The organism is Pantoea sp. DY-15 (assembly GCF_019795935.1).
Lineage (GTDB): Bacteria > Pseudomonadota > Gammaproteobacteria > Enterobacterales > Enterobacteriaceae > Pantoea > Pantoea leporis.
This window is the reverse complement of the sequence record NZ_JAIMIF010000001.1, coordinates 146242-172186: the sequence shown is the minus strand read 5'-3', so window position 1 is coordinate 172186 and position 25945 is coordinate 146242. Positions and strand designations below refer to the sequence as shown.

24 protein-coding genes are annotated in these 25945 nt (G+C 54.5%); 15 read left to right on the top strand and 9 right to left on the bottom strand.

Annotation, left to right across the window (positions count from 1 at the left end):
* Window positions 1-322 precede the first annotated feature (322 nt).
* Both tig and bolA read right to left on the bottom strand, forming a co-directional pair.
* Window positions 323-1627, bottom strand: a complete 1305-nt coding sequence (gene tig, locus K5Y32_RS00825; RefSeq protein WP_008103935.1) for a trigger factor — start codon at window positions 1625-1627, stop codon at window positions 323-325.
* A gap of 302 nt (window positions 1628-1929) precedes the next feature.
* Window positions 1930-2244: a transcriptional regulator BolA gene (bolA, locus tag K5Y32_RS00820; protein WP_008103937.1), complete on the bottom strand. Its 315-nt coding sequence runs from the start codon at window positions 2242-2244 to the stop codon at window positions 1930-1932.
* A gap of 267 nt (window positions 2245-2511) precedes the next feature.
* Here bolA and K5Y32_RS00815 point away from each other — a divergent pair, with 267 nt between their 5' ends.
* From K5Y32_RS00815 to K5Y32_RS00780, 8 genes are all read left to right on the top strand, one after another.
* Window positions 2512-3090, top strand: coding sequence for a lipoprotein (locus K5Y32_RS00815; protein WP_007886975.1), 579 nt, complete (start codon window positions 2512-2514; stop codon window positions 3088-3090).
* 54 nt (window positions 3091-3144) lie between these two features.
* Window positions 3145-4632, top strand: a complete 1488-nt coding sequence (gene ampG / locus K5Y32_RS00810) for a muropeptide MFS transporter AmpG (protein WP_217547381.1) — start codon at window positions 3145-3147, stop codon at window positions 4630-4632.
* A 434-nt stretch (window positions 4633-5066) separates the two neighbouring features.
* Window positions 5067-5993, top strand: a complete 927-nt coding sequence (gene cyoA, locus K5Y32_RS00805) for a cytochrome o ubiquinol oxidase subunit II (RefSeq protein ID WP_101762426.1) — start codon at window positions 5067-5069, stop codon at window positions 5991-5993.
* Window positions 5994-5997: 4 nt separating this feature from the next.
* Window positions 5998-7980 carry a cytochrome o ubiquinol oxidase subunit I gene (gene cyoB / locus K5Y32_RS00800; RefSeq protein ID WP_192236708.1) on the top strand — a complete coding sequence of 661 codons (1983 nt, stop codon included), beginning with the start codon at window positions 5998-6000 and terminating at the stop codon, window positions 7978-7980.
* Window positions 7980-8594 carry a cytochrome o ubiquinol oxidase subunit III gene (locus K5Y32_RS00795; RefSeq protein WP_007886985.1) on the top strand — a complete coding sequence of 205 codons (615 nt, stop codon included), beginning with the start codon at window positions 7980-7982 and terminating at the stop codon, window positions 8592-8594. Before cyoB ends, K5Y32_RS00795 begins: the two co-directional genes overlap by 1 nt.
* Window positions 8594-8923 carry a cytochrome o ubiquinol oxidase subunit IV gene (locus tag K5Y32_RS00790; protein ID WP_007886986.1) on the top strand — a complete coding sequence of 110 codons (330 nt, stop codon included), beginning with the start codon at window positions 8594-8596 and terminating at the stop codon, window positions 8921-8923. The genes K5Y32_RS00795 and K5Y32_RS00790 overlap by 1 nt, the downstream gene beginning before the upstream one ends.
* An 11-nt stretch (window positions 8924-8934) precedes the next feature.
* Window positions 8935-9822 carry a heme o synthase gene (gene cyoE / locus K5Y32_RS00785; RefSeq protein WP_222181551.1) on the top strand — a complete coding sequence of 296 codons (888 nt, stop codon included), beginning with the start codon at window positions 8935-8937 and terminating at the stop codon, window positions 9820-9822.
* 130 nt (window positions 9823-9952) lie between these two features.
* The gene (locus tag K5Y32_RS00780) at window positions 9953-11317 is read left to right on the top strand and encodes an MFS transporter (protein ID WP_192236709.1); all 1365 of its coding nucleotides are present in this window, start codon (window positions 9953-9955) and stop codon (window positions 11315-11317) included.
* A gap of 33 nt (window positions 11318-11350) precedes the next feature.
* Here the strand turns inward: K5Y32_RS00780 and adhP are convergent, their stop codons facing one another.
* On the bottom strand, window positions 11351-12391 hold the full coding sequence (gene adhP, locus K5Y32_RS00775; RefSeq protein WP_370635081.1) for an alcohol dehydrogenase AdhP: 1041 nt from the start codon (window positions 12389-12391) through the stop codon (window positions 11351-11353).
* Window positions 12392-12421: 30 nt separating this feature from the next.
* Window positions 12422-13942 (bottom strand): aldehyde dehydrogenase family protein, encoded by a 1521-nt coding sequence (locus K5Y32_RS00770; RefSeq protein ID WP_110867746.1) that lies wholly within the window; start codon window positions 13940-13942, stop codon window positions 12422-12424.
* 275 nt (window positions 13943-14217) lie between these two features.
* Here K5Y32_RS00770 and K5Y32_RS00765 point away from each other — a divergent pair, with 275 nt between their 5' ends.
* Entirely contained in the window at window positions 14218-15990 is a 1773-nt protein-coding gene (locus K5Y32_RS00765; RefSeq protein WP_222181550.1) for a sigma-54-dependent Fis family transcriptional regulator, read from the top strand.
* Here the strand turns inward: K5Y32_RS00765 and K5Y32_RS00760 are convergent.
* Window positions 15987-16478 (bottom strand): YajQ family cyclic di-GMP-binding protein, encoded by a 492-nt coding sequence (locus tag K5Y32_RS00760; protein WP_110867748.1) that lies wholly within the window; start codon window positions 16476-16478, stop codon window positions 15987-15989. The two genes, K5Y32_RS00765 and K5Y32_RS00760, sit on opposite strands and share 4 nt — an antisense overlap.
* A 125-nt stretch (window positions 16479-16603) precedes the next feature.
* Between K5Y32_RS00760 and panE the strand changes: the two genes are divergently transcribed.
* Window positions 16604-17524, top strand: coding sequence for a 2-dehydropantoate 2-reductase (gene panE / locus K5Y32_RS00755; protein ID WP_222181549.1), 921 nt, complete (start codon window positions 16604-16606; stop codon window positions 17522-17524).
* Complete coding sequence (gene yajL, locus K5Y32_RS00750; protein WP_222181548.1) at window positions 17478-18086, top strand: protein deglycase YajL; 609 nt, start codon at window positions 17478-17480, stop codon at window positions 18084-18086. The genes panE and yajL overlap by 47 nt, the downstream gene beginning before the upstream one ends.
* A 34-nt stretch (window positions 18087-18120) precedes the next feature.
* On the opposite strand, the gene thiI is transcribed toward yajL, so the two are convergent.
* Window positions 18121-19569, bottom strand: a complete 1449-nt coding sequence (gene thiI, locus K5Y32_RS00745) for a tRNA uracil 4-sulfurtransferase ThiI (RefSeq protein ID WP_110867750.1) — start codon at window positions 19567-19569, stop codon at window positions 18121-18123.
* A gap of 237 nt (window positions 19570-19806) precedes the next feature.
* On the opposite strand from thiI, the gene xseB reads away from it, so the two are divergent.
* From xseB to K5Y32_RS00725, 4 genes are all read left to right on the top strand, one after another.
* Entirely contained in the window at window positions 19807-20049 is a 243-nt protein-coding gene (gene xseB / locus K5Y32_RS00740) for an exodeoxyribonuclease VII small subunit (RefSeq protein ID WP_101762436.1), read from the top strand.
* Entirely contained in the window at window positions 20049-20948 is a 900-nt protein-coding gene (ispA, locus tag K5Y32_RS00735; RefSeq protein WP_101762437.1) for a (2E,6E)-farnesyl diphosphate synthase, read from the top strand. The genes xseB and ispA overlap by 1 nt, the downstream gene beginning before the upstream one ends.
* Window positions 20949-20967: 19 nt before the next feature.
* A complete protein-coding gene (gene dxs / locus K5Y32_RS00730) occupies window positions 20968-22833 on the top strand; it encodes a 1-deoxy-D-xylulose-5-phosphate synthase (RefSeq protein WP_222181547.1) in 1866 nt (621 codons plus the stop codon).
* 91 nt (window positions 22834-22924) lie between these two features.
* Window positions 22925-23899 (top strand): aldo/keto reductase, encoded by a 975-nt coding sequence (locus K5Y32_RS00725; RefSeq protein ID WP_222181546.1) that lies wholly within the window; start codon window positions 22925-22927, stop codon window positions 23897-23899.
* 63 nt (window positions 23900-23962) lie between these two features.
* On the opposite strand, the gene thiL is transcribed toward K5Y32_RS00725, so the two are convergent.
* From thiL to ribE, 3 genes are read right to left on the bottom strand one after another with little or no spacing between them, the layout of a single operon-like run.
* Complete coding sequence (gene thiL, locus K5Y32_RS00720; RefSeq protein WP_061717466.1) at window positions 23963-24940, bottom strand: thiamine-phosphate kinase; 978 nt, start codon at window positions 24938-24940, stop codon at window positions 23963-23965.
* 46 nt (window positions 24941-24986) lie between these two features.
* Window positions 24987-25406 (bottom strand): transcription antitermination factor NusB, encoded by a 420-nt coding sequence (nusB, locus tag K5Y32_RS00715; protein ID WP_007887007.1) that lies wholly within the window; start codon window positions 25404-25406, stop codon window positions 24987-24989.
* 19 nt (window positions 25407-25425) lie between these two features.
* Window positions 25426-25896, bottom strand: coding sequence for a 6,7-dimethyl-8-ribityllumazine synthase (ribE, locus tag K5Y32_RS00710; protein WP_007887008.1), 471 nt, complete (start codon window positions 25894-25896; stop codon window positions 25426-25428).
* Window positions 25897-25945 lie beyond the last annotated feature (49 nt).

Sequence of the window (25945 nt, the reverse complement as noted above, 5' to 3'; positions counted from 1 at the left end):
TAAATTTCATTGGCAACATTCTGTACCGATTTTACGTGAGGCGCGCCGGGAAAACTATGCGCTGCAGTCTCACTCCGCAGTAACAAGACGGTTAATCAGTCAGTCTCACTGTTTTCATGCATTCTCCCTGTATCTGGGGATGCTGCCCAGTTGTTTCAAGCATAACAACCTTTTGCCCATTCGCTAACACGGAAAAAGAGCTTAGCGGATAATTTGCCGATTAATTAAGCAAATAGAGGGCAAATCGGTGTATTTGGCGCCAGAAACGAAAAAGCCCGCGACTTTTCAGTCACGGGCTTAGCACTAACGGTTAACGAATGAATCAGGCCGCAGAGGTCTGGTTCATCAGTTCCTGGAAGTTAGTGGCTTTATCGGTCACTTTCGCTTTCGCCAGTACCGCTTCAACCGCTTGCTCTTCCAGAGCCACGTTGCGCATGTTGTTCATCAGCTCGCTGTTCTTGCTGTAGAACTCGATCACTTCCTGCGGATCTTCGTACGCAGAAGCCATCTCTTCGATCAGCGTTTTAACGCGATCTTCGTCAGCCTGCAGTTCGTTAATACGAATCACTTCGCCCAACAGCAGACCCACAACGACGCGACGTTTAGCCTGCTCTTCGAACAGTTCGCGTGGCAGTTCCAGCGCTTGCTTCTCGTTGCCACCAAAACGCTGTGCAGCCTGACGACGCAGAACGTCAATTTCGCTGTCGATCAGCGCAACCGGAACATCGATGTCGTTGGCGTTAACCAGACCGTCGATTGCCTGCGTCTTGACGCGGTTACGGATAGCACCTTTCAGCTCGCGATCCATGTTCTTACGCACTTCAGCACGCAGACCGGCAACTGAACCATCTTCCACGCCAAAGCGCTTGATGAACTCTTCAGTCAGCTCTGGCAGTTCGCGAGTTTCAACTTTCTTCAGCACGATTTCGAACTTCGCATCTTTCCCTTTCAGGTTTTCTGCATGGTAATCGTCTGGGAATTTCACGTCGATAGTGAAGGTTTCGCCGGCTTTGTGGCCAACAACGCCCTCTTCGAACCCAGGGATCATACGGCCCTGGCCCATTGCCAGCACGAAGTCAGAGGCTTTGCCACCTTCAAACTCTTCGCCGTCAACAGAACCGCTGAAGTCGATGGTCGCGCGATCTTCAGCTGTCGCTGCGGCATCGCTCTCTTTCCAGGTCGCCTGCTGCTTCTGCAGGGTTTCCAGCATGGTATCAACGTCAGCGTCAGTCACTTCTACCACTGGCTTCTCAACTTCGATTGCGTCCAGGCCTTTCAGCTCAACTTCTGGATACACTTCGAACTCAACCGCGTAGGTGAAGTCTTCGCCTTCTTTATATTCGCCCGGCACATAGTTTGGTGCGCCAGCCGGATTGATTTTCTCTTTGATGATGGCGTCAACGAAGTTGCGCGTCATCAGCTCACCCAGTACGTCCTGGCGAACAGAAGCACCGTAGCGCTGAGAAATGATGTGTGCCGGCACTTTGCCTTTACGGAAACCGTCGATACGGACTTTCTTAGCCACTTCCACCAGTTCTTTCTTCACTGCGCTTTCGATGCTGTCAGCTGCAACAGTAATCGAAATGCGACGGCCCAGACCCTGAGTGGTTTCTACTGAAACTGTCATCTTGTTACCTCAAAAAATCACGTGCTCGGTCAACTTCAGACACCACACATAAAATGCGCCGTATCCAACAACCGGGACGGCCTCTGCAGGCAGAACCAAATCCCTGTCACCAGAAGCGTCCCGAAGACATTCCGGAAAAATAGACGCAGCATTATAGCGGCATCGCTGGAATGAGTCGAGGCTGCAAACTCACCACTTTTTAGCGGTCTTGCTGCTTTTTTGCGCCGTAGATCGCGTTTGAGTGTAATAAATGAAAAGAAAACGGCCCGCAGGCCGTTTTTAAGGATGAGTAAAAAGGGAATTCAGGCGAGCGTTCCCGCGCCGCGACAATTCGGCGAGGCCAAAACCGTATCCTGCAATCCATCCCACTCTTTTTGCGTGTAAGTATGCAGTGCCAGCGCGTGTACGCTGCCCGCTAATTCGGTCGCCAGTTCGCCATAAATAGCGCGATGACGTTGCAGAAAGCGCTGACCGGTAAATCGATCGCTGACAATCACCACTTTAAAGTGACTTTCAGAACCGGCGGGCACGTTATGACGGTAGCTTTCATCATGCACTTCAAGATGTGCAGGCTCGAAAGCGTTACGCAACTTTTCTTCTATTTGTTCGCGAATCATGATTAACACTCCTTTCCGGCGAGCGCTGTGCCCATCTGTTTAAATATTAGTAGGTTTTTCACCGCTTCCGCAGGTTGACCGTAAATAAATCCGCCAGCGCTGCGCATAGTAACTCGCTTATCTCTCAGGTCAACTGGCTGGCGTTTCATCCTGTCCGAAAAAAGCCTTTACAATCAATTTCCATTGGCCCGGGGCTTTTTTCACCGCTGCGCAATGCTATGATGGCCGCAGTTTTGCAAACCAACCCATATGCTAACGAGAATGAGTATGTTGAAAAAACTGTTATTCCCTCTGCTGGCTGCTTTTATTTTGGCCGGCTGTGCCAGCAACAACACCACATTGGATATTCAACCGAAGATTCAATTACCGCAGCAAGATCCAAGCCTGATGGGCGTCACCATCAGCGTTAACGGTGCCGATCAACGTTCCGATCAGGCGCTGGCCAAAGTAAACCGCGATGGTCAGTTGATCACGCTGACACCATCACGCGACCTGCGTTTCCTGCTGCAGGAAGTGTTAGAGAAGCAGATGACGTCACGCGGCTACATGATCGGCCCAAGCGGTGCCGTTGATCTGCAGATCGTGGTGAATGGTCTGTATGCGGATGTGACCCAAGGCAACGTGCGCTACAGCATTACCACCAAGGCGGATATCTCCATCATCGCCACCGCGAAAAACGGTAACAAGCAGGTGAAAAACTATCGCCAGACTTACAGCGTAGAAGGCGCGTTTACCGCCACCAACGCGAAGATCACCAACGCGGTTAACTCAACCCTGAGTGACGTGATTGCTGATATGGCGCAGGACACCAGCGTTCACAACTTCATTAAGCAGAACGCCCGCTAATTTCCGCAGTATTTTGCCCGGCTACTCTCAGCCGGGCTTCATTTCAGGTTGGCTATGACATCTCACTATCTGCGAATTTTTACCCAACGTAATGCGGCGGTATTGCTGCTGCTGGGTTTTGCCTCAGGCTTACCGCTGGCGTTAACCGCCGGAACATTACAAGCGTGGATGACGGTAGAGAATGTTGACCTGAAAACCATCGGTTTCTTCTCCCTTGTCGGTCAGGCTTACGTGTTTAAGTTCCTGTGGTCGCCGATGATGGATCGCTATACGCCACCGTTTCTTGGCCGCCGTCGCGGCTGGCTGCTGGTCACGCAGTTGGCGCTGATTGGCGGCATTATTGCGATGGGCTTTATGCAGCCTTCGCGTGACTTAACGCTGCTGGCCGCGCTGGCGGTGCTGGTTGCCTTCTGTTCGGCTTCACAGGATATCGTGTTTGATGCCTGGAAAACCGATGTGCTGCCGCCGGAGGAGCGCGGCAGCGGCGCGGCAATCACCGTGCTGGGCTATCGTCTGGCGATGTTGATTTCAGGCGGACTGGCGCTGTGGATTGCGGATCGCTACCTCGGCTGGCAAGCCACTTACTGGCTGATGGCGTTGCTGATGGTGCCGGGCCTGATCGCCACGTTGCTGGCGAAAGAACCGGTGGCGCCAGCGCGCGAACCGCACTCGCTACGCCAGGCCGTGACATTCCCGCTGAAAGACTTCTTCCAGCGTAACAATGCCTGGCTGCTGATCACGCTGATTATCCTTTACAAGCTTGGCGATGCATTTGCCGCCTCGCTCACCACCACCTTCCTGATTCGCGGCGTCGGCTTTAGCGCGGGCGATGTCGGTCTGGTGAACAAAACGCTGGGTTTGTTGGCCACCATTATTGGTGCGCTGTATGGCGGCGTGCTGATGCAGCGCCTGAGTTTGTTCCGCGCCCTGATGATTTTTGGCGTGCTGCAAGCGGTGTCGAATTTTGCTTACTGGTTGCTGGCGGTAACGCCACCGCACTTGTGGAGCATGGCCAGCGCGGTCTTCATTGAAAACCTGTGCGGCGGCATGGGCACCGCGGCCTTTGTCGCGTTGCTGATGACATTGTGCAACAAATCCTTCTCGGCGACGCAGTTCGCACTGCTCTCTGCCCTCTCCGCCGTGGGCCGCGTTTACGTCGGTCCCGCCGCCGGTTGGCTGGTCGAAATGTGGGGCTGGCCCACCTTCTATGCTTTCACCGTTTTTGCTGGCGTACCGGGATTACTGCTGTTATGGCTGTGTCGCGGCACTTTGCATAGCATGCAGCAAAGCGGAGAGTTTGTGATGCGCAGCTTGTGGCCGCAAGGTTACCGCTGGACGGTGCGTCTGTTTAGCATCGGCTGCGGCTTACTGGCCTTGTGGTTACTGGCCTTAGCCCTTAACGCCAGCGGCGTTGTGCAGATTGATGCGCTACTTACGCCAATGTTTGAAGCCGGCATGGCATTTGCGCTGTTGGCGGTCGCACTCGGTGTTATTTTGGATAGTTTGGCATTAAAAAAAGCGGCGCGGGAAAATCTGGGTTGAGTAAGCCAATTTTCATAACGAAATAATGGGGTAAAAATATCAGTTGCTCATTTTCCCAATAGCATTTTTTTTAAAGCGAATTAGAAACATTAAATTAACAACTGCGAGCGAATATTTAAATCCGGTGCGCAATTACTTTGTATAAAAGTCATCGCCGAAATGATGCAGAAATGTTAAATAAATGAGTATTAAGAGTACGGTTTATACTTTCCCTGATTTTTCTGCGGTTTCTACCATTGGTTTTTGTTATATTGATGCCAACTGCTTGTCGCAGTTAATAATTTGTCACCCTGCGTAACATCTGTGACACCCTTAGCAAAAGGTGTCAACAGCCTTCTGACACATCCTTAAGCTGGTTTACACTGCATAAACCTTCCCGTAAAATGCGCGCACACTTAAACGACAATAGAGCCCTTTGTCATTGAGGTCGTTAAATGAGACTCAGTAAATACAATAAAAGTTTGGGGATTTTGTCATTAATTGCAGGCGCTGTATTACTCAGTGGCTGCGATAGTGCGTTGTTAAATCCCAAAGGACAGATTGCACTGGAGCAACGTTCGTTGATTCTGACAGCTTTCGGCTTGATGATGATCGTAGTTATCCCGGCAGTCTTCATGGCAGTATTCTTTGCCTGGAAATATCGGGCAACCAATACTAACGCAACATATAGCCCTAACTGGTCACACTCAAACAAAGTGGAAGCCGTGGTCTGGACCATTCCGATCCTGATCATTATCTTCCTCGGTGTTTTGACCTGGAAATCAACCCACGCGCTGGAGCCGAGCAAACCGCTGGTTTCTGACGTTAAACCGGTTGAGATCGACGTAGTGGCACTGGACTGGAAATGGCTGTTCATTTACCCGGAACAGGGTATTGCAACCGTCAACCAGATTGCCTTCCCGGCAAACACTCCGGTGAACTTCAAGATCACCTCCAACTCCGTGATGAACTCCTTCTTTATTCCTACTCTCGGCAGCCAGATCTATGCGATGGCCGGTATGCAGACCAAATTGCATCTGATCGCCAACGAGCCAGGAACATTTGACGGTATCTCTGCGAACTTCAGTGGTCGTGGTTTCTCTGGCATGAAGTTCAAAGCCATTGCAACTAAAGACGATGCGGAATTCCAGCAGTGGGTTGCCAAAGTTAAAGCGGCACCTAACGCGCTGAACACCATGGATGATTTCGAGAAACTGGCTACGCCAAGCGAAAATCACCCGGTGGAATATTTCTCAACGGCAAATCCAGAACTGTTCAAGCAAGTGATTGATAAGTTCATGATGAGCCACGGGAAGATGGACATGCCAGAACATAAAGGCATGGACATGAGTCACGCCGCTTCCGCGGGAGCCGAGGAATAATACGATGTTCGGAAAATTAACACTGGATGCAGTGCCATACCACGAACCCATTATCGTGGTTACGGTCGCCGCTATCATCTTAGGTGGTCTGGCGCTGGTTGCTGCGATTACCTACTTTGGTAAGTGGCAGTACCTGTGGTCAGAATGGTTCACCTCCATTGACCACAAAAAACTGGGTATCATGTACATCATCATGGCTTTCGTCATGTTGCTGCGCGGCTTTGCCGATGCGGTAATGATGCGTACCCAACAAGTGATGGCTTCCGCTGGGGAAGCCGGCATACTACCGCCGCACCACTACGACCAGATCTTCACCGCTCACGGCGTGATCATGATCTTCTTCGTGGCGATGCCGTTCGTGGTAGGTCTGATGAACATCGCGGTACCGCTGCAAATCGGTGCTCGTGACGTTGCCTTCCCGTTCCTGAACAACCTGAGCTTCTGGTTTACCGCGATCGGTGTGATCCTGGTGAACATCTCTCTGGGTGTGGGCGAGTTCGCACAGACCGGCTGGTTGGCTTATCCGCCGCTTTCGGGTGCGGAGTACAGTCCTGGCGTCGGGGTCGATTACTGGATCTGGAGTCTCCAGCTGTCCGGTATCGGTACGACACTGACCGGTATCAACTTCTTCGTTACCATTCTGAAGATGCGTGCGCCGGGCATGGACCTGTTCAAAATGCCGGTATTCACCTGGGCATCACTGTGTACTAACGTCCTGATCATCGCTGCGTTCCCGGTACTGACCGTTACGCTGGCACTGTTGACGCTTGACCGTTACCTTGGCTTCCATTTCTTCACCAATGAAATGGGCGGTAACATGATGATGTACGTCAACCTGATTTGGGTCTGGGGTCACCCGGAAGTGTACATCCTGGTTCTGCCGGTGTTTGGTGTCTTCGCTGAAGTCACGGCGACCTTCTCTAAAAAGCGTCTGTTCGGTTATACCTCTCTGGTGTGGGCGACCATCGCGATTACCGTTCTGTCGTTCATCGTTTGGCTGCACCACTTCTTCACCATGGGTGCGGGCGCGAACGTAAACGCCTTCTTCGGTATCATGACGATGATCATCGCTATCCCGACCGGCGTGAAAATCTTCAACTGGCTGTTCACCATGTATCAGGGTCGCGTTGAGTTCCACTCAGCGATGCTGTGGACCATCGGCTTCCTGGTTACCTTCTCTATTGGTGGTATGACAGGTGTTCTGCTGGCGGTTCCAGGTGCGGACTTCATTCTGCACAACAGCCTGTTCCTGATCGCGCACTTCCATAACGTGATTATCGGTGGTGTGGTGTTCGGTTGTATGGCTGGCGTGACCTACTGGTTCCCGAAAGCGTTCGGCTTCACGCTGAATGAAAAATGGGGTATCCGCGCGTTCTGGTTCTGGATCATCGGCTTCTTCGTGGCATTCATGCCGCTGTATGCGCTGGGCTTCATGGGCATGACGCGTCGTATCAGCCAGGACATCGATCCTCAGTTCCACTCACTGCTGGTGGTTGCAGCAGGCGGTGCGGCGCTGATCGCTTGCGGTATCCTGTGCCAGGTTACCCAGTTCTACGTTTCTGTGCGTGACCGCGACCAGAACCGTGATCTGACCGGTGACCCGTGGGGTGGACGTACGCTGGAGTGGGCAACCTCTTCACCGCCGCCGTTCTATAACTTTGCTGTTATCCCGCATATCCATGAGCGCGATGCGTTCTGGGAAATGAAAGAGAAAGGCGAAGCGTACAAGCAGCCAGAAAAATATGAAGAAATTCATATGCCGAAAAACAGTGGCGCAGCTGTAGTTATCGCGGCTCTGATGACTGTGTTCGGTTTCGCCATGATCTGGCATATCTGGTGGCTGGCTGGCCTCACCTTCGTGGGCACTATCGTCACCTGGATTGTGAAGAGCTTCGATGAAGACGTGGATTACTACGTACCGGTTGCTGAAGTCGAGCAGATCGAGAAGAAGCACTTTGACGAAATCAGCAAAGCAGGTCTGAAATAATGTCAACTGAAACTGCAAAACACCACCACGACGCCCATGCGGAGCATGGGCATCACGATGCAGGAGCCAATAAAGTCTTTGGCTTCTGGATCTACCTGATGAGTGACTGCATTATCTTCGCAACCCTGTTTGCGACCTATGCAGTTATGGTCAATAACACTGCCGGTGGCCCGGCAGGTAAAGACATCTTCGAACTGCCGTTCGTTCTGGTCGAAACCGCGCTGCTGCTGCTCAGCTCCATTACCTATGGTATGGCAGTGATTGCGATGAACAACCAGAACAAGGGCTCGGTCATCAGCTGGTTAGCGTTGACCTTCCTGTTCGGTGCTGGCTTTATCGGCATGGAAATCTATGAATTCCATCACCTGATCAAAGAAGGCTTCGGTCCCGATCGCAGCGGCTTCCTGTCAGCGTTCTTTACGCTGGTCGGCACGCACGGTCTGCACGTGACCTCTGGCCTGATCTGGATGGCAGTGATGATGTTCCAGATTTCTAAACGTGGTCTGACTGCAACCAACCGCACCCGTATCATGTGCCTGAGCTTGTTCTGGCACTTCCTGGATGTGGTTTGGATCTGCGTATTCACCGTTGTCTACCTGATGGGAGCCATGTAATGAGTCATTCTGTTAACGAACATGGCGCTTCTCACGGTAGCGTGAAGTCTTACATGATCGGCTTCGTCCTCTCTATCATCCTGACCGGTATTCCGTTCTGGATGGTAATGGATGGCGGCGCTTCACACGGCACTATTCTGGGTGTGGTTCTGGTGTGTGCGGTAGTTCAGGTGCTGGTTCACCTGGTCTACTTCCTGCACTTAGACAGCAAATCAGAAGGTGGCTGGAACATGGTGGCCATTGTCTTCTCAGCACTCATCATCTTGATTGTTGTCGTAGGCTCACTGTGGATTATGTGGAACCTCAACTACAACATGATGGCCCACTAAAGAGTCGCGTAATGATTAAGCAATACCTGCAAGTAACAAAACCAGGAATTATTTTCGGCAATTTAATTTCTGTGATCGGTGGATTCCTGCTGGCTTCGAAAGGCAGCATTGATTACACCCTGTTTCTCACCTCGCTGGTTGGCGTATCGCTGGTTGTCGCATCAGGTTGTGTTTTCAACAACGTGATTGACCGCGATATCGACATCAAAATGGAGAGAACGCGGAACCGTGTTCTGGTCAAAGGCCTGATCTCGGCGAAAGTAAGCCTGGTTTATGCAACCGCATTGGGTATTGCTGGCTTTGCGTTGCTGTATTTCGGCGCTAACCCGCTGGCCATGTGGCTGGCGGTGATGGGCTTCGTGGTTTACGTAGGCGTTTACAGCCTCTATATGAAGCGTAACTCTGTCTACGGCACGCTGATTGGTAGTCTCTCTGGCGCTGCGCCGCCAGTGATTGGCTACTGCGCAGTGACTAACCAGTTTGATGCTGGCGCGTTGATTTTACTGGCTATCTTTAGCCTGTGGCAGATGCCGCACTCCTATGCGATTGCCATCTTCCGCTTTAAAGATTACCAGGCTGCCAACATTCCGGTTCTGCCGGTAGTGAAAGGCATCTCGGTGGCAAAAAATCATATTACGCTGTATATCCTGGCGTTCATGATTGCCACGCTGATGCTGACCCTTGGCGGTTACGCGGGCTACAAATATCTGGTGGTGGCTGCGGCCGTTAGCGTGTGGTGGCTCGGCATGGCGCTTTCAGGTTACAAAACCTCAAACGATAAAGTTTGGGCGCGTAAACTGTTTGTGTTCTCGATTGTCGCTATCACCGCTTTGAGCGTGATGATGTCTGTTGATTTCATGACGCCAGCGTCGAAAGATTTACTGACTTACGTCTGGTAATTCAGCTCCGCAAAACCAGAAAGGGCGCGAATTTCGCGCCCTTTCTTTTTGTTACCACTGCTTAAGAACAAATGTTTTACCCGCCCTGCCCTGCTGCCTAAAATGGGCGCAGTATAATTTTGAGGTAAACATGAACGACAATAAAATGACGCCAGTAGAGTTACGTGCTACATGGGGTTTAGGTACCGTTTTTTCCCTGCGCATGCTGGGAATGTTTATGGTCTTGCCGGTACTCACCACGTACGGCATGGCGTTACAGGGCGCCAGTGAAACACTGATTGGGTTCGCAATCGGTATCTATGGTTTGGCACAAGCCATCTTCCAGATTCCTTTTGGTCTGCTCTCCGATCGCGTCGGCCGAAAGCCGCTGATCGTTGGCGGGCTGCTGCTGTTCGTTTTCGGCAGCGTTATCGCCGCCACCTCCGACACCATTTGGGGCGTGATTTTAGGCCGCGCGTTACAAGGCTCCGGCGCGATTGCCGCCGCGGTAATGGCGTTGCTGTCAGATTTAACCCGTGAACAAAACCGCACTAAGGCGATGGCGTTTATCGGCATCAGCTTTGGCGTCACTTTTGCTATTGCGATGGTAGTTGGCCCGATTGTCACCCACGCACTCGGCTTGCACGCGCTGTTCTGGATGATCGCCATCCTCGCGACGCTGGGCATCGTCATCACCTTATTAGTGGTGCCGAACGCACCAAACCACGTATTGAACCGCGAATCCGGCATGGTGAAAGGCAGTATCCGCGCGGTATTGACCAATCCAAAACTGTTAAAACTGAATATCGGCATTCTCTGCCTGCACATTCTGCTGATGTCGAGCTTCGTGGCGCTGCCGGGACAGTTTGAACAAGCCGGTTTACCGGCGGCCGAGCACTGGAAAGTCTATCTGGTGACGATGTTGGTGGCCTTTGTTGCCGTGGTGCCTTTCATTATCTATGCCGAAGTGAAGCGCCGCATGAAGCGCGTGTTTGTCGGCTGCGTGGCGATCATCATCATTGCAGAAATCGTATTGTGGGGCGCGGCAGGCCACTTCTGGACGCTGGTTATTGGCGTGCAGCTGTTCTTCCTCGCCTTCAACCTGATGGAAGCGATTCTGCCATCACTGATCAGCAAAGAGTCGCCGCCGGGCTACAAAGGCACCGCGATGGGGATCTACTCCACCAGCCAGTTCATTGGTGTGGCGATTGGCGGCAGCATGGGCGGATGGATCTATGGTCATGTTGATGCCCAAACCGTGTTCCTGGTCGGTGCGATTGTCGCAGCTGCCTGGCTGTTTGTGGCGATGTCGATGCAGGAACCGCCTTACGTCAGCAGCCTGCGCATTATGCTCAGCGATGCGGTGCTGGCGGTGCCGAATCTGGAGAAGCGTTTGAAAGCGCAGCCCGGCGTGGCGTCGGTGTTTATCGTGCCAGAAGAGAAAAGTGCTTACATCAAAATCGACAGTAAAGTGACGAGCCGCGTCGAACTCGAAGCGCTGCTCGCCAGCTGCTAAATGACCAGCCCGACCATCGCGTCGGGCTTTTTGTTACAGCGACATATCCACCACGATGCGCCCTTCAATCTTGCCAGCGTGCATCCGCGCGAAGATATCGTTGATGTTAGTCAGCGGTTCTACCGCTACGGTGGCTTTCACCTTGTGACGACCGGCGAAATCCAGCGCTTCCTGCAGATCTTTGCGCGTCCCGACGATGGAACCGCGCACCGTAATGCCGTCCAACACCATATCGAAAATCGACAGATCGAATTTGCCCGGCGGCAAACCGTTCAGCACCATGGTGCCGCCACGACGCAGCGTACCAATCGCCTGTTCGAACGCTTTTGGTGAAACCGCCGTGACCAGCACGCCATGCGCACCGCCAAAACTCTCCTGGAACACCTTGGCCGGATCGACATTTTTCGCATTCGCCACCACGCTGGCACCGAGACGTTTAGCGAACGCCAGTTTCTCATCATCAATATCCACCGCCGCCACGTTCAGACCCATGGCAACCGCGTACTGCACCGCCATATGCCCTAAACCGCCAATACCGGAAATCACCACCCAATCGCCGGGTTTGGTGTCGGTCATTTTCAGCCCTTTATACACGGTGACGCCGGCACAGAGGATCGGCGCGATTTCGTTGTAATCGACGTTATTTGGAATGATGCCGACATAGTTGGCATCGGCGAGGCAGTATTCCGCGAAGCTGCCATTCACTGAGTAACCGGCATTTTGCTGCGACAGACACAGCGTTTCCCAGCTATCGAGACAGTGTTCGCAGTGACCGCACGCCGAATAGAGCCATGGCACACCGACGCGATCGCCCATTTTCAGGTGCTTAACGCCCTCGCCGAGCGCCACAACCTGGCCCACACCTTCGTGGCCCGGAATAAACGGCGGATTGGGTTTAATCGGCCAGTCGCCTTCGGCCGCGTGAAGATCGGTATGGCACACGCCAGTAGCCGCAATTTTCACTAAAATCTGCCCCGGCCCGACCTGCGGCACCGGCACCTGCTCAATCACTAACGGTTCACCAAAAGCCTTCACAACCGCGGCTTTCATGGTGGTTTTGATTTGCATATTCATCTTTCACTCTCCATTTGAACGGATGCGGACTTAGAACAGGCCCAAAGGCGCGGTGCCATAGCTAACCAGCAGATTTTTGGTTTGTTGATAGGCGCTGAGCGCCATTTTGTGCGTCTCACGGCCTACACCCGACTGCTTGTAACCGCCGAATGCCGCGTGAGCGGGATAGATGTGATAACAGTTGGTCCAGACGCGCCCGGCTTTGATGCCGCGTCCCATGCGATAAGCCAGATTGGTATCGCGCGTCCACACGCCCGCACCAAGACCGAACTGGGTTTCGTTGGCGATGGCGAGCGCTTCTGCCTCATCCTTAAAGGTGGTAACACCAATCACCGGCCCAAAAATCTCCTCCTGGAAACAGCGCATCTGGTTGGTTCCTTTGATTAAGGTCGGCTGAATGTAGAATCCATCATTCAGCTCGGTGGCCATGCTGGCGCGATCGCCACCGGTGAGAATTTGCCCGCCTTCGTCGCGTGCGATGTTGATATACGACAGGATTTTATCGAATTGCTGGCGTGAAGCCTGTGCACCAATCATGGTGTCGCTATCGAGCGGATCGCCGCGACGGATGTTCGCCACCTTGGCCATCACGCGATCCATAAAGGGTTGATAGATCGATTCATGAATCAAGGCGCGCGATGGACAGGTACAGACTTCCCCCTGATTGAAGAAACCGAGTACTAACCCTTCCACCGCCTTCTCAATAAACTCGTCCTCACCATCCATCACATCAGCGAAGTAGATATTCGGCGACTTGCCGCCCAGCTCGACGGTGCAGGGAATGATGTTTTCAGCAGCGCAGGCCATAATGTGGCGCCCCACCGGCGTTGAACCGGTAAAGGCGATTTTGGCGATGCGTTTGCTGGTCGCCAGCGCTTCACCCGCTTCACGACCAAAGCCCTGCACCACATTCAACACGCCAGCCGGGAACAGATCGCCAATCACCTCCATCAGCAGCGTAATACCGAGCGGCGTCTGTTCCGCCGGTTTCAGCACGACACAGTTGCCCGCCGCCAGCGCTGGCGCCAGTTTCCACGCCGCCATTAACAGCGGGAAGTTCCACGGAATGATTTGCCCAACCACACCGAGCGGTTCATGGAAGTGATATGCCACGGTGGTTTCATCGATCTCCGCGGTGCTGCCCTCTTGCGCGCGCAGGCAACCGGCGAAGTAACGGAAGTGATCCACCGCCAGCGGAAGATCGGCGTTCAGAGTTTCGCGAATAGGTTTACCGTTATCCCAGCTCTCCGCTACCGCCAGTTTTTCGAGATTGGCCTCAATGCGATCCGCCACCTGCAACAGGATGTTGGCGCGATGCTGCACGCTGGTTTTTCCCCAGGCATCGGCCGCCTGATGCGCCGCATCCAACGCTAAATCGATATCGCGCGCATCCGAACGCGGGAACTGCGCGATATCGCTGCCATTCACTGGCGAGGTGTTAGTGAAGTATTGGCCGCTGAGCGGCTCGACGAATTTGCCCGCAATGTAGTTGCCGTAAATCGCCTGGAATGAAACCAAAGCGCCGGGCGTACCGGGATGTGCATAACGCATCGCAAACTCCTTTATGTAGGGTCAGATATTCTGAAGGCTCAGTCGCCTTCCAGAAAACGTGCTGTCAGAGGAGCTATTGCAGCGGGCGTGCCAGCTTTTTTCATCAGACGATATTTCATTAAAAAACCAATATCATCATTAAGTTAAGAGCCGCCGCACAACATGACCTGGCTATGTTGTGCAGAAAAGTTCACCATCTGTGTTGCGTATCGCAACAGTACAGAAACCGACCCGCTACAATATCGCAACACTTTCGCTTGGGCATGAGGTCATCAATGCAGGGACATCCATCCGCGTCTGCCGTTAACGCCAATCCGCTATTAAGCGACTCCTGGTTCCGTAGCCAGCTGTATGGCCTCGATCGCACCGCCGATGATTTTCCGCGTGTTCGCCAGGGTGAACTGGCCGATGTACTCGCCAGCAATGCCGGGCTGCAGCAGTTCGCTCAGCCGGTGATCAAACAGCTCGCGCAGAGACTCGCCGAGAAGCAATCGGTGGTGATTCTGTCGGATGCCACCGGTCTGGTGCTCAATACCTTTGGCGATATGCCCTCGCTGGAAAAAGCCCAACGTTATGCGCTGGCGCCGGGTAATTTATGGAGTGAATGCGGGCGTGGCACCAATGCGATTGGCACCGCGCTGGCGATTGATGATGGCTGCGAGATTCAAGGTCATCAGCACTTCCTGACGCTCAATCAAGGTTTGTACTGTGCGGCGATGCCGCTGCAAATGCCCAACGGTCAGATTGCTGGCGTGCTGGATATTTCCGGCCCGGCGCACTTCCCGCATCCGCAGACCTTTAGCTGGGTGAAAGCGGCGGCAAAACAGATCGAATATTTGTGGGTGAAGCAGAGCCTGCACCCGCAGCAATGGTTGATGAGCCTGCATCTGCAGCCGCAGGGTATTGATACCAGCGATGAACTGCTGCTGGTGTTCTCGGATAACGTTTTGACCGCCGCCAATCGTCTGGCGATGCGCGAGCTGGCGCTGAGCGTCGGGCAACTCGGCAGCGTGACCTTTCAACAACTGTTCCCGCAACAGCAGCAGCACGCCAACAGCATTCCCGCTCCGCTCGATTACGCCACGCAGCGCTACTATTTTCGCCTGCGGGCGCCGCAGCGCAGCCATTTTGCCACGCCGAGCGAACCCGTCAGCGAGCTGCCTTTCTCACTGGGGCGCGATGGTGAGAAGATGGTGCGACTGCTCAATGCCGGCGTTTCACTGTGCATTCACGGCGAAACCGGCAGCGGCAAAGAGTATGTCAGCCGCGCACTGCATCAGCAAAGCCGCTGGCGCGAAGGCAAATTCGTTGCCATTAACTGCGCGGCCATCCCCGAAGCGCTGATTGAATCTGAGCTGTTTGGCTATCAACCCGGCGCGTTCACCGGCGCGAGCAAGAATGGTTACATCGGCAAAATCCGTGAAGCGGATGGCGGCGTGCTGTTCCTTGATGAAATTGGCGATATGCCGCTGGCACTACAAACCCGCTTGCTACGCGTGTTGCAGGAGAAAGAGGTGGCGCCGCTCGGATCCAGCCGCAGCTGGCCGGTGAATTTCGCGGTGATCAGCGCCACGCACCGCGATTTAGCACAGCGCGTGGCCGAAGGCGAATTCCGCGAAGATTTGCTCTATCGCCTGCAGGAATTCTCGATGACCATTCCGCCGCTGCGCGCCTGGCCGGATGTGGAAGGTTTTATCCGTCGATTATGGCTGGAGCTGGGCGGCGCGGATCGCGATATTCAGCTCTCACCTGGGCTGTTGACGGCTCTGGCGCAGCTGCCGTGGCCGGGCAACGTGCGGCAATTGCGCAGCTTGTTACGCGTGCTGCTGGCACTGGCGGATGAAGGTGAAGAAGTGACAGAGGTCCATTTACCGGCAGAGTATCGGCGTACGGCTGTGCAGCCACAGTCCGATCGGCAGAGTCATGATAGGCGGTTGATCAGCGAAACGCTGCAGCGCTTCAATGGTAATATCAGTAAAACGGCGGAAGCCTTAGGCGTCGCGCGCAGCACGCTTTATCGTCGTGCGGCGCGCGACAAACGCGATTAGTCGCGGAAGTTTTTGAACTGGAAAGGCTGACCGAGGTTGCCACCGCGCACCAGCGCCATCGCACCTTGCAGGTCGTCGCGTGACTTACCGGTTACGCGCAGTTCTTCACCCTGAATCTGCGTCTGCACTTTCAGCTTGCTGTCTTTAATCAGCTTCACCAGCTTTTTCGCGATATCGCTTTCGATACCTTTCTTCAGCTTGGCTTCCACCGACCAGTTTTTACCGCTGTGCACGATCTCTTCTGGCACTTCAATCGCCGCGCCTTCAATGCCACGCTTCAGCAGCTTTTCGCGCAGAATATCCACCAGCTGTTTGACCTGGAAATCAGATTCGCTGCTGAGTTTGATGGTCTCGTTCTTTTCGTTGAGCTCAATGGTTGCACTCACGTTACGGAAATCGAAACGAGTTGAGATCTCGCGGTTCGCATTCTCCACGGCATTTCGCACTTCCGACAATTCGACTTCGGAAACGATATCGAAAGATGGCATCTTTTCTTCTCCTGATACTAAAGTGACATGCATAATACTCGTCTTGTGGCGCTAATAAAACACGATACGCGGAAAGCTATACTTACCCGTAACGTGAAAACAGGAACCCGCCCACGGGAGGCAAAATGAAAATTACCGTGTTGGGGTGTGGCGCCTTAGGTCAAATTTGGCTCGCCGCTCTCGCCCGTCAGGGACATGAGGTGCAGGGCTGGTTACGTGTACCGCAGCCCTATTGCTCAGCCAACGTAGTCGATCCGCAAGGCGAGGTGAGCAATCACACCTTTATTGCCAACGATCCGCTGTTCCTCGCCGAAAGCCAGCTGTTACTGGTGACGCTCAAAGCGCCCCAGGTTTCACCTGCGGTGAAAAATCTGCAAAGCGTGCTGCCGACGCACGCGCCAATTCTGCTGCTGCATAACGGCATGGGAACGTTGGAAGAGCTGAAAGATTTGCGTCAGCCGGTGTTGCGCGGCATCACCACGCACGCGGCAATGCGCGACGGCACGGTGATTAAGCATATTGCGTACGGCATCACCCATATCGGCCCTGCTAATCGTGAGAGCGCCGCACTCAGCGATATCGCTGATATTCTGCACCAGGCGCTGCCGGATGTGGCCTGGCATGACAACATCGCCGCCGCCAGCTGGCGCAAGCTGGCAATCAACTGCGTGATCAATCCGATGACCGTTGAGCACGATTGCCAGAACGGGGCTCTGCGCGCCTGGCCGGAACAAGTCGCGCTGCTGTGCGAAGAGATCGCTTGGGTGATGGAGCGCGAAGGCCAGCACATGGCGGTGGATAATCTGCGCGACATCATTTACGACGTGATCGATAGCACCGCCGCCAATACCTCATCAATGTTGCAGGATGTGCGCGCGCAGCGTCTGACCGAAATTGATTACATCACCGGCTACCTGTTGCGTCGCGCCCGCGCGCAGGGCATTTCACTGCCGGAAAACACCCGTTTGTACGATCTGATTAAACGTAAGGAGTCCCACTATGAGCGCGAACGCATCGGTTCTGGTTTGCCTGGCACATGGAAGTGAAGAGACCGAAGCGGTCACCACTATCGATTTGCTGGTACGCGGCGGTTTAAGCGTCACCACCGCCAGCGTGGAGAGCGATGGCACGCGTGAGATCGTCTGTTCGCGCGGCGTGCGGCTGCTGGCGGATGCGCCTTTGGTTGAGGTGGCGGACAACGACTACGACGCGATTGTGCTGCCCGGCGGTTTGAAAGGCGCGGAGACCTTACGCGACAGCCCGTTACTGGTGGAAACCGTGCGCCAGTTCCATCTCTCCAGCAAGATTGTGGCGGCGATTTGTGCCGCGCCGGGCACGGTTTTGGTCGCGCACGATCTGTTTCCGGTCGGCAATATGACCGGTTTTCCCGGCCTGCGTGACACCATTCCCGACAGCAAATGGATGGAACGCCGCGTGGTGTGGGATCCGCGCGTTAATCTGCTGACCAGCCAGGGACCGGGCACCGCAATGGATTTTGCGTTGAAGCTGATTGATTTGCTGGTGGATAAAGAGACCGCGCGTGAAGTGGCTTCACAGCTGGTGCTGGCGGCGGGGATTTATAATTATCAGGAGTTTGAAGAGCGTTAATAATAAAGGTCGCCATAAATGGCGACCTTACATATCACGGGCGATAAACCTTCACGTTTTTGAAGCCCTGCTCATGCAGATAGAGCGCCTGCAGGCGACTCATCACACCGCGATCGCAATACAGCAGCCAGGTTTTACTCTGGTCCAGGTCGCCAAACTGGGTGCTGAGTTTGTAGAACGCCAACGTTTTCACTTCAACGCCTTCGACGATCAGCGGATTCGCCTCCTGCTCATCCGCCGAACGGATATCCAGCACCACGTCGTTGCTGATGAAGGAGTCAACGGTTTCAACTTCCACCACTTCTTCTTCCGTCTGCTCGGCGATTTCACGGATATCGACGTTGCTGGCTTCCTGCACCACGCGATGAAGGATCTCGAAATCGAAGTTTTGCTCTTCCGCTTCGATCTTGCCCTTCACCGCTTTAACGGTTGGGCTTTTCGAAATCACGCCGCAATATTCTGGCATGGTGCGGGCAAAATCTTCGGTGCCGATCTTACGCGCCACATCAATGATGTGCTCTTTGTCGTGGGAGATCAGCGGACGCAGAATCAGCGTATCGGAGGCGTTATCGATCAAACGCAGGTTGGTCAGCGTCTGGCTGGAAACCTGGCCCAGCGCTTCGCCGGTCACCAGCGCCTGCACGCCGTAACGTTCTGCCACCATCGACGCCGCACGCACCATCATACGCTTCAGTACCACGCCCATTTGGCCGTCGTCCACTTTCTCAAGAATCTCACCGACTACCGGCTCGAAGTTGATCGCCACGAAACGTACGCGGTGTGAGCGACCAAAGCGCTGCCAAAGGTAATGTGCAACCTGGCGCACGCCAATCTCGTGTGCCGCACCGCCAAGATTGAAGAAGCAGTAATGCACGCGGCAGCCGCGACGCATCAGCATGTAGCTCGACACGCCGGAGTCGAAACCGCCGGAAATCAGTGACAGAACATCTTCCTGCGTACCAATCGGGAATCCGCCTAAGCCTTCATAGCGTGCGGTGATCAGCAACAGGCGATCGTCGTCGATCTCCAGATTCACCGTTTCTTCCGGGCGATTGAGCTGCACGCGCGCGCTGGCGATGTGTTGATTAAGGCCGCCGCCAACGTAGCGTTCCACGTCCTGCGAGCTGAAGCTGTGCTTGCCGCGACGCTTGACGCGCACGCAGAAGCTTTTGCCTTCCAGACGCTCGCGGTTCAGCACCAGCGTCTGCTCGAAGATGTCGTGCATATCGGTGTAGGCGCGATCTTCCACCGCCAGCACATGGTGAATGCCCGGAATGCGCGTCAGTTCGGTGACAAGGGTCTCGCGCAGCGACTCATTCTTAGAACGCACTTCAATGTGGTCCCAATGGCGCACGACTTTGATCTCTTCATCCACGGTGCGCAGAATATTACGAATGCTACTGGAGAGAATTTTGATAAAGCGCAGACGCACCGACTGACTTTTGATGGTGATTTCTGGAAACAGCTTGACGATAAACTTCATGGCGACAGGGGTTCGTTTGGACAAATAAGTGCTAAAAGCATCGGCACTTAACTGTTAAAATCATATAATTGCGGGTTAATTCAGGAGCCCCCGCATCCGAGGCGCAAAAGTATATCACCTTTGCCGGGTGACTGCTTTAAGCAACCTTCATCACATTCATTATTTTGCTAATTAATCCTCGTCAGCTACCATGACCGATTGCAAGATGATCTCCTAACCTGTGAGTCGACACTGATTATGCCGAAAAAAGCCGAAGCGCCTGCCAGTTTTGAAAGCGCATTAGAGCAGCTGGAACAGATTGTTAGCCGCCTGGAAAGTGGCGAGCTGCCGTTAGAGCAGGCGCTGAACGAATTTGAACGCGGCGTACAATTGGCACGTACCGGTCAGCAAACCCTGCAGCAGGCAGAGCAGCGTGTGCAAATTCTGCTTAGCGATGAGAAAGATGCCGCCCTCGCCCCTTTTACCCCGGAAAATGAGTAATGGATTTCGCTAAACTGCTGAGCGCTTACCATCAACGCGTTAACCAGGCATTGACGCGCTTAATAGATCCACTTCCTTTTCAGAGTTCTCCTCTGGTGAATGCCATGGAGTATGGGGCATTATTAGGCGGTAAGCGTCTGCGTCCCTTTCTGGTGTACGCAACAGGCGAAATGCTGAAGGCCGATGCCGCCAGCCTCGATGTGCCGGCTGCGGCCGTGGAATGCATCCATGCTTATTCCCTGATTCATGACGATCTGCCGGCGATGGACGACGATGCGTTACGCCGCGGGCAGCCAACCTGCCATATTAAATATGGTGAAGACACGGCGATTCTCGCTGGCGATGCTCTGCAAACTTTGGCCTTTTCGATTCTGGCCGATCAGCCGATGCCCGGCGTCAGCGCCGACGCACGTATTGCGATGATTTCCGAACTGGCGCAGGCCAGCGGCGTGGCTGGCATGTGCGGCGGTCAGGCACTGGATTTGGCTGCGGAAGGCAAAAGCATCGATCTGGCGCAGCTGGAACAGATTCACCGCCATAAAACCGGCGCGTTAATTCGCGCCGCGGTACGTCTTGGCGCATTAGCCGCCGGCGATCGTGGCCGCGCCGCGATGCCGCTACTGGATACCTACGCCAATGCCATCGGACTGGCGTTTCAGGTGCAGGATGACATCCTCGATGTGGTCGGCGATACCGCCGTGTTAGGAAAAACACAGGGCGCGGATCAGGCATTGGGTAAAAGCACCTATCCTTCATTGATGGGCCTGGAAAATGCCCGCAGTAAAGCCTGGGATCTTTATCAAGAGGCGCTCGGCGCGCTCGATATTCTGGCGGCACAGTCTTACAACACACTCGCCTTACAAGCGCTGGCAAGCTTCATAATTGAACGCGATAAATAACTTTCATAATGAGTCTCTGATGAGTTTTGATATTGCAAAATACCCGACACTGGCGTTAGCCAACACGGTTCAGGAATTACGTTTATTACCGAAAGAAAAACTTCCGGAGCTGTGTGACGAACTGCGTCAGTATCTGCTGGATAGTGTGAGCCGATCTTCCGGCCACTTTGCATCGGGTCTGGGCGTCGTCGAGCTAACAGTGGCGCTGCATTATGTTTATAACACCCCCTTTGATCATCTGGTGTGGGACGTGGGCCATCAGGCCTATCCGCACAAAATTCTGACCGGACGCCGCGATCGTATCGGCACCATCCGCCAGAAAAATGGTCTGCATCCGTTCCCGTGGCGCGGTGAGAGTGAGTACGACGTGCTGAGCGTGGGTCACTCCTCCACCTCGATCAGCGCCGGGCTCGGCATGGCGGTTGCTGCAGAACGTGAAGGCAAAGGCCGCCGCACCGCCTGTATTATTGGCGATGGCGCGATCACCGCCGGCATGGCGTTTGAAGCCATGAACCACGCCGGTGACATCAAGCCGGACATGCTGGTGATCCTCAACGACAACGAGATGTCGATCTCCGAGAACGTGGGCGCACTCAACAATCGTCTGGCACAGATTCTCTCCGGGAAAACCTATTCACGCCTGCGCGAAGGCGGCAAGCGTGTATTGGGCGGTTTGCCGCCGATTAAAGAGCTGGTGAAGCGCACCGAAGAGCACCTGAAAGGCATGGTGGTGCCGGGCACGCTGTTTGAAGAGCTCGGCTTTAATTATATCGGCCCGGTGGATGGCCACGACGTGCTGACGCTGGTGAGCACGCTGAAGAACATGCGCGATCTGAAAGGTCCGCAGTTCCTGCACATCATGACCAAAAAGGGCAAAGGTTATGCCCCGGCGGAAGAAGATCCGATCACCTGGCATGCGGTACCGAAGTTCGATCCCGCCAGTTTAGCGCTGCCGAAAAGCGTGCCGGGCTTGCCAAGCTACTCGAAGATTTTCGGCAACTGGCTGAGCGAAATGGCGGCTGACGATCCGCGCCTGATGGCGGTCACGCCAGCGATGCGCGAAGGTTCGGGCATGGTGAGCTACTCACGCGAATATCCGCAGCAATATTTTGATGTGGCGATTGCCGAGCAGCACGCCGTGACGTTCGCGGCGGGCATGGCGATTGGTGGTTACAAACCGGTTGTGGCGATCTACTCGACCTTCCTGCAGCGCGCCTACGATCAACTGATCCACGACGTCGCCATCCAGAAATTGCCGGTGCTGTTTGCTATCGATCGCGGTGGCATTGTCGGCGCGGACGGTCAAACTCATCAGGGCGCATTTGATATCGCGTTCTTACGCTGCGTGCCAGAGATGGTGATCATGACGCCAAGCGATGAAAACGAATGTCGTCTGATGCTTTACACCGGCTATCACTATCAGGCTGGCCCGAGTGCGGTGCGTTACCCGCGCGGTACCGGTACCGGCGCAACGCTGGAACCGCTGGCTAGCTTGCCGCTGGGCAAAGGTATTGTGAAGCGTCGCGGCGAAAAGCTGGCGATCCTTAACTTCGGTACTTTGCTGCCAGAAGCCGCTGCCGCTGCGGAAGCGCTGAATGCCACGCTGGTGGATATGCGTTTTGTGAAGCCACTCGATGAAGCACTGATTGCCGAGCTGGCGGCCAGCCACGATTCGCTGGTTACGCTGGAAGAAGGCGCCATCAAAGGCGGCGCCGGCAGCGGCGTCAATGAGTACGTGATGGCAAAACGCCTGCGCGTGCCGGTGCTCAACCTCGGCCTGCCGGATGAGTTCATCCCACAAGGCACGCAGGAAGAAGTACGTCAGGATTATCAGCTGGATGCCGCCGGTATTCAGCAGCAAATCACTGACTGGCTCGCCCAGTAATCTGCCCGACTCGCTCACCGCCCGGTGAGCGAGCCTGCTGCTATGCTTAGGGAACGATTTCCCTCAAGCATAAGAGCAGGAGCCCAAATAGATGAAAACCATTCCCCTAGGCCAAACCGACTTACAGGTTTCACGTCTCTGTTTAGGCTGCATGACTTACGGCGATCCCACGCGCGGCAATCACGCGTGGACGCTGCCCGAAGAGAGCAGCCGACCGTTGATCAAGCAGGCGCTGGAAGCCGGCATCAACTTCTTCGATACCGCCAACAGCTATTCCGATGGCAGCAGCGAAGAGATCGTGGGCAGCGCGCTGAAAGATTATGCCCGCCGCGATCAGGTTGTGGTCGCCACTAAGGTCTATTTCCCGCTGAGCAATCTGTCACAAGGCTTGTCGCGCCAGAATATCCTGCAATCGATTGATGACAGCCTGACGCGCCTTGGTATGGAGTATGTCGATCTGCTGCAGATTCACCGCTGGGATTACGCCACGCCGATTGAAGAGACGCTGGAAGCGCTGCATGAAGTGGTGAAATCCGGCAAGGCGCGTTACATCGGCGCATCATCAATGCACGCATCGCAGTTTGCTCAGGCGCTGGATCTGCAGAAGCAAAATAACTGGGCACGCTTTGTCAGCATGCAGGATCAGTACAACCTGATTCAGCGTGAGGAAGAGAATGACATGCATCCGCTGTGTCAGCGGGAAGGGATCGCGGTGCTGCCGTGGAGCCCGCTGGCGCGCGGTAAACTCACGCGTCCGTGGGGCGAAACCACCGCGCGTTCAGTATCGGATAATGTGATGGAGAAGCTGTATACCGGCACCGAAGAGAACGATGCGGCGATTGCCGAACGTCTGGCTAACGTTGCCGCCGATAAAGGCGTGACGCGCGCGCAGGTGGCGCTGGCGTGGCTATTACATAAACCGGCGGTCACCGCGCCGATCATTGGCGCCTCGCGCGAGCAGCAGTTCGCCGAGCTGGTGAAAGCAGTGGATGTGGAGTTGAGTGAGAATGAGATTGCCGAGCTGGAAACGGTATATCAACCGCATCCGGTGGTGGGATTTGAGTGATTCAGGAACCAGGTCGCCATAAATGGCGACGTTTTGTAGGGTGGCCATTCATGGCCACCTCGTTCACTTCACACCGAAGTGATCAAACCCTTTCACATCCACGCTGCGCGGCTTGCCGTTCTCCAGCAAACTCAGCCCTTCCGATTCCGGTGCAATCTGACCAATGCAGGTATAAGGCACACCAAAATGGCCGAGCGCCACGTCGAGTGCGCCACGGTTCACCTCCGGCACGGTAAAGCACAGCTCGTAATCTTCGCCGCCGCTCAACGCCCATTTCAGCACCAGCTCAGGCTCGAAGTGATCGCGCAGGGCCGCTGAAAGCGGTAACGCGTCGAGATTGATGCGAGCGCCAACGCGGCTGGCGGTCAGCACATGACCGAGATCGGAAATCAGGCCATCAGAGATATCGATCGCCGAGGTCGCCAGACCGCGCAGCGCCTGGCCTTGCAGCACGCGCGGCATTGGACGCAAATGGCGTTTGATCAACGCTTCGTGCACCGCCGGATCGTTCAGGCGATGGCGATGCTGCAGCAGCGACAAACCGGCCGCACTGTCACCCAAGGTGCCGGTGACAAAGATCCAGTCGCCTGGCTTCGCACCCGAACGTTTCAGCGCCCTTCCCACCGGCACTAAACCGTGAATACCGAGCGTCATGCTCAGCGGTCCGCGCGTGGTATCGCCGCCAATCAGCTGCATATCGTAATAATCCAGTAGCTCAAACAGGCTATCGCTAAAGGCCGCCACCCACTCTTCATCAATTTCAGGCAGCGTTAATGCCAGCGTCAGCCAGGCCGGATCGGCGCCCATGGCGGCTAAATCACTGAGATTAACGGCGACGGCTTTGTAGCCGAGATCGGCGGGATGGATATCACGTAAGAAGTGGACGCCCGCAACCAGCGTGTCGGTGCTGATGGCAAGTGTCTGTTTTTCTGGCACGTTGAGTAACGCGCAGTCGTCACCAATTCCTTTCTCCACATCGCGGCGGGAGCTGGTGACGCGGTTAAAGTAACGTGCGATCAGTTCGAATTCACCACAAGACATAAGTCAGGTCTCAATGAGAAAAAGGCCGGAAAACCGGCCTTTAAAACTATTTTTTATTGGGTCGAATTTGCGGGGCAGCTTTGTCGAGGACACCGTTGACGAATTTGTGGCTGTCTTCAGCACCAAACACTTTTGCCAACTCGATGCCTTCGTTGATGGCCACTTTATAAGGCACATCAGAACGCTTGCTCAGCTCATACAGCGAAATACGCAGGATGGCTTTTTCTACCTGGCCCAGCTCTTCCAGCTGACGCGACAGGTAAGGCTTCATCAGACCGTCCAGGTACGCGCTGTTAGTCGCCACACCGGCCAGCAATTCGCGGAAATAGCTAATATCGACGTCTTTGACGTCTTGTTCCGCCAGAAACTGGTATTCCACATCGGCAATGTCGTTCTTAGACAGCTGCCAGGAGTAAAGCGCCTGGACAGCGCACTCACGGGCGCGACGACGAGCAGCAGGTTTCACAAAATTCCCCTTACAAAAATCAGGCTTTGATGGCTTTCAATACGTTGATCATTTCGAGTGCAGTCAGGGCCGCTTCGGCACCTTTATTACCTGCTTTCGTGCCGGCGCGTTCAATCGCCTGCTCGATATTTTCAGTGGTCAACACGCCGAAGGTCACCGGGATTTCGCTGGTCATCGCGACGTGCGCAATGCCCGAGCTGGCTTCACCGGCCACATATTCGAAATGTGCGGTGCCGCCACGAATGACAGTGCCCAACGCAACAATGGCGTCGTGCTTACCGGCCTTCGCCAGTGCGCGTGCTGCCAGCGGCAGTTCGTATGCACCTGGAACCCAGACAACGGTGATGTTATCTGCTTTCACCTGGCCGATGCGCTTAAGTGCGTCAATCGCGCCGTCCAGCAGGCTGTCATTAATGAAGTTGTTAAAACGCGCAATTACGATGGCAATGTTTGCATCAGGCGTGGCAACAGGAGCTTCGATAACTTTCATACATATCCTTTGGGTTGTTTTATGGCCCCGCAGAAGGGGGCGGATTCTA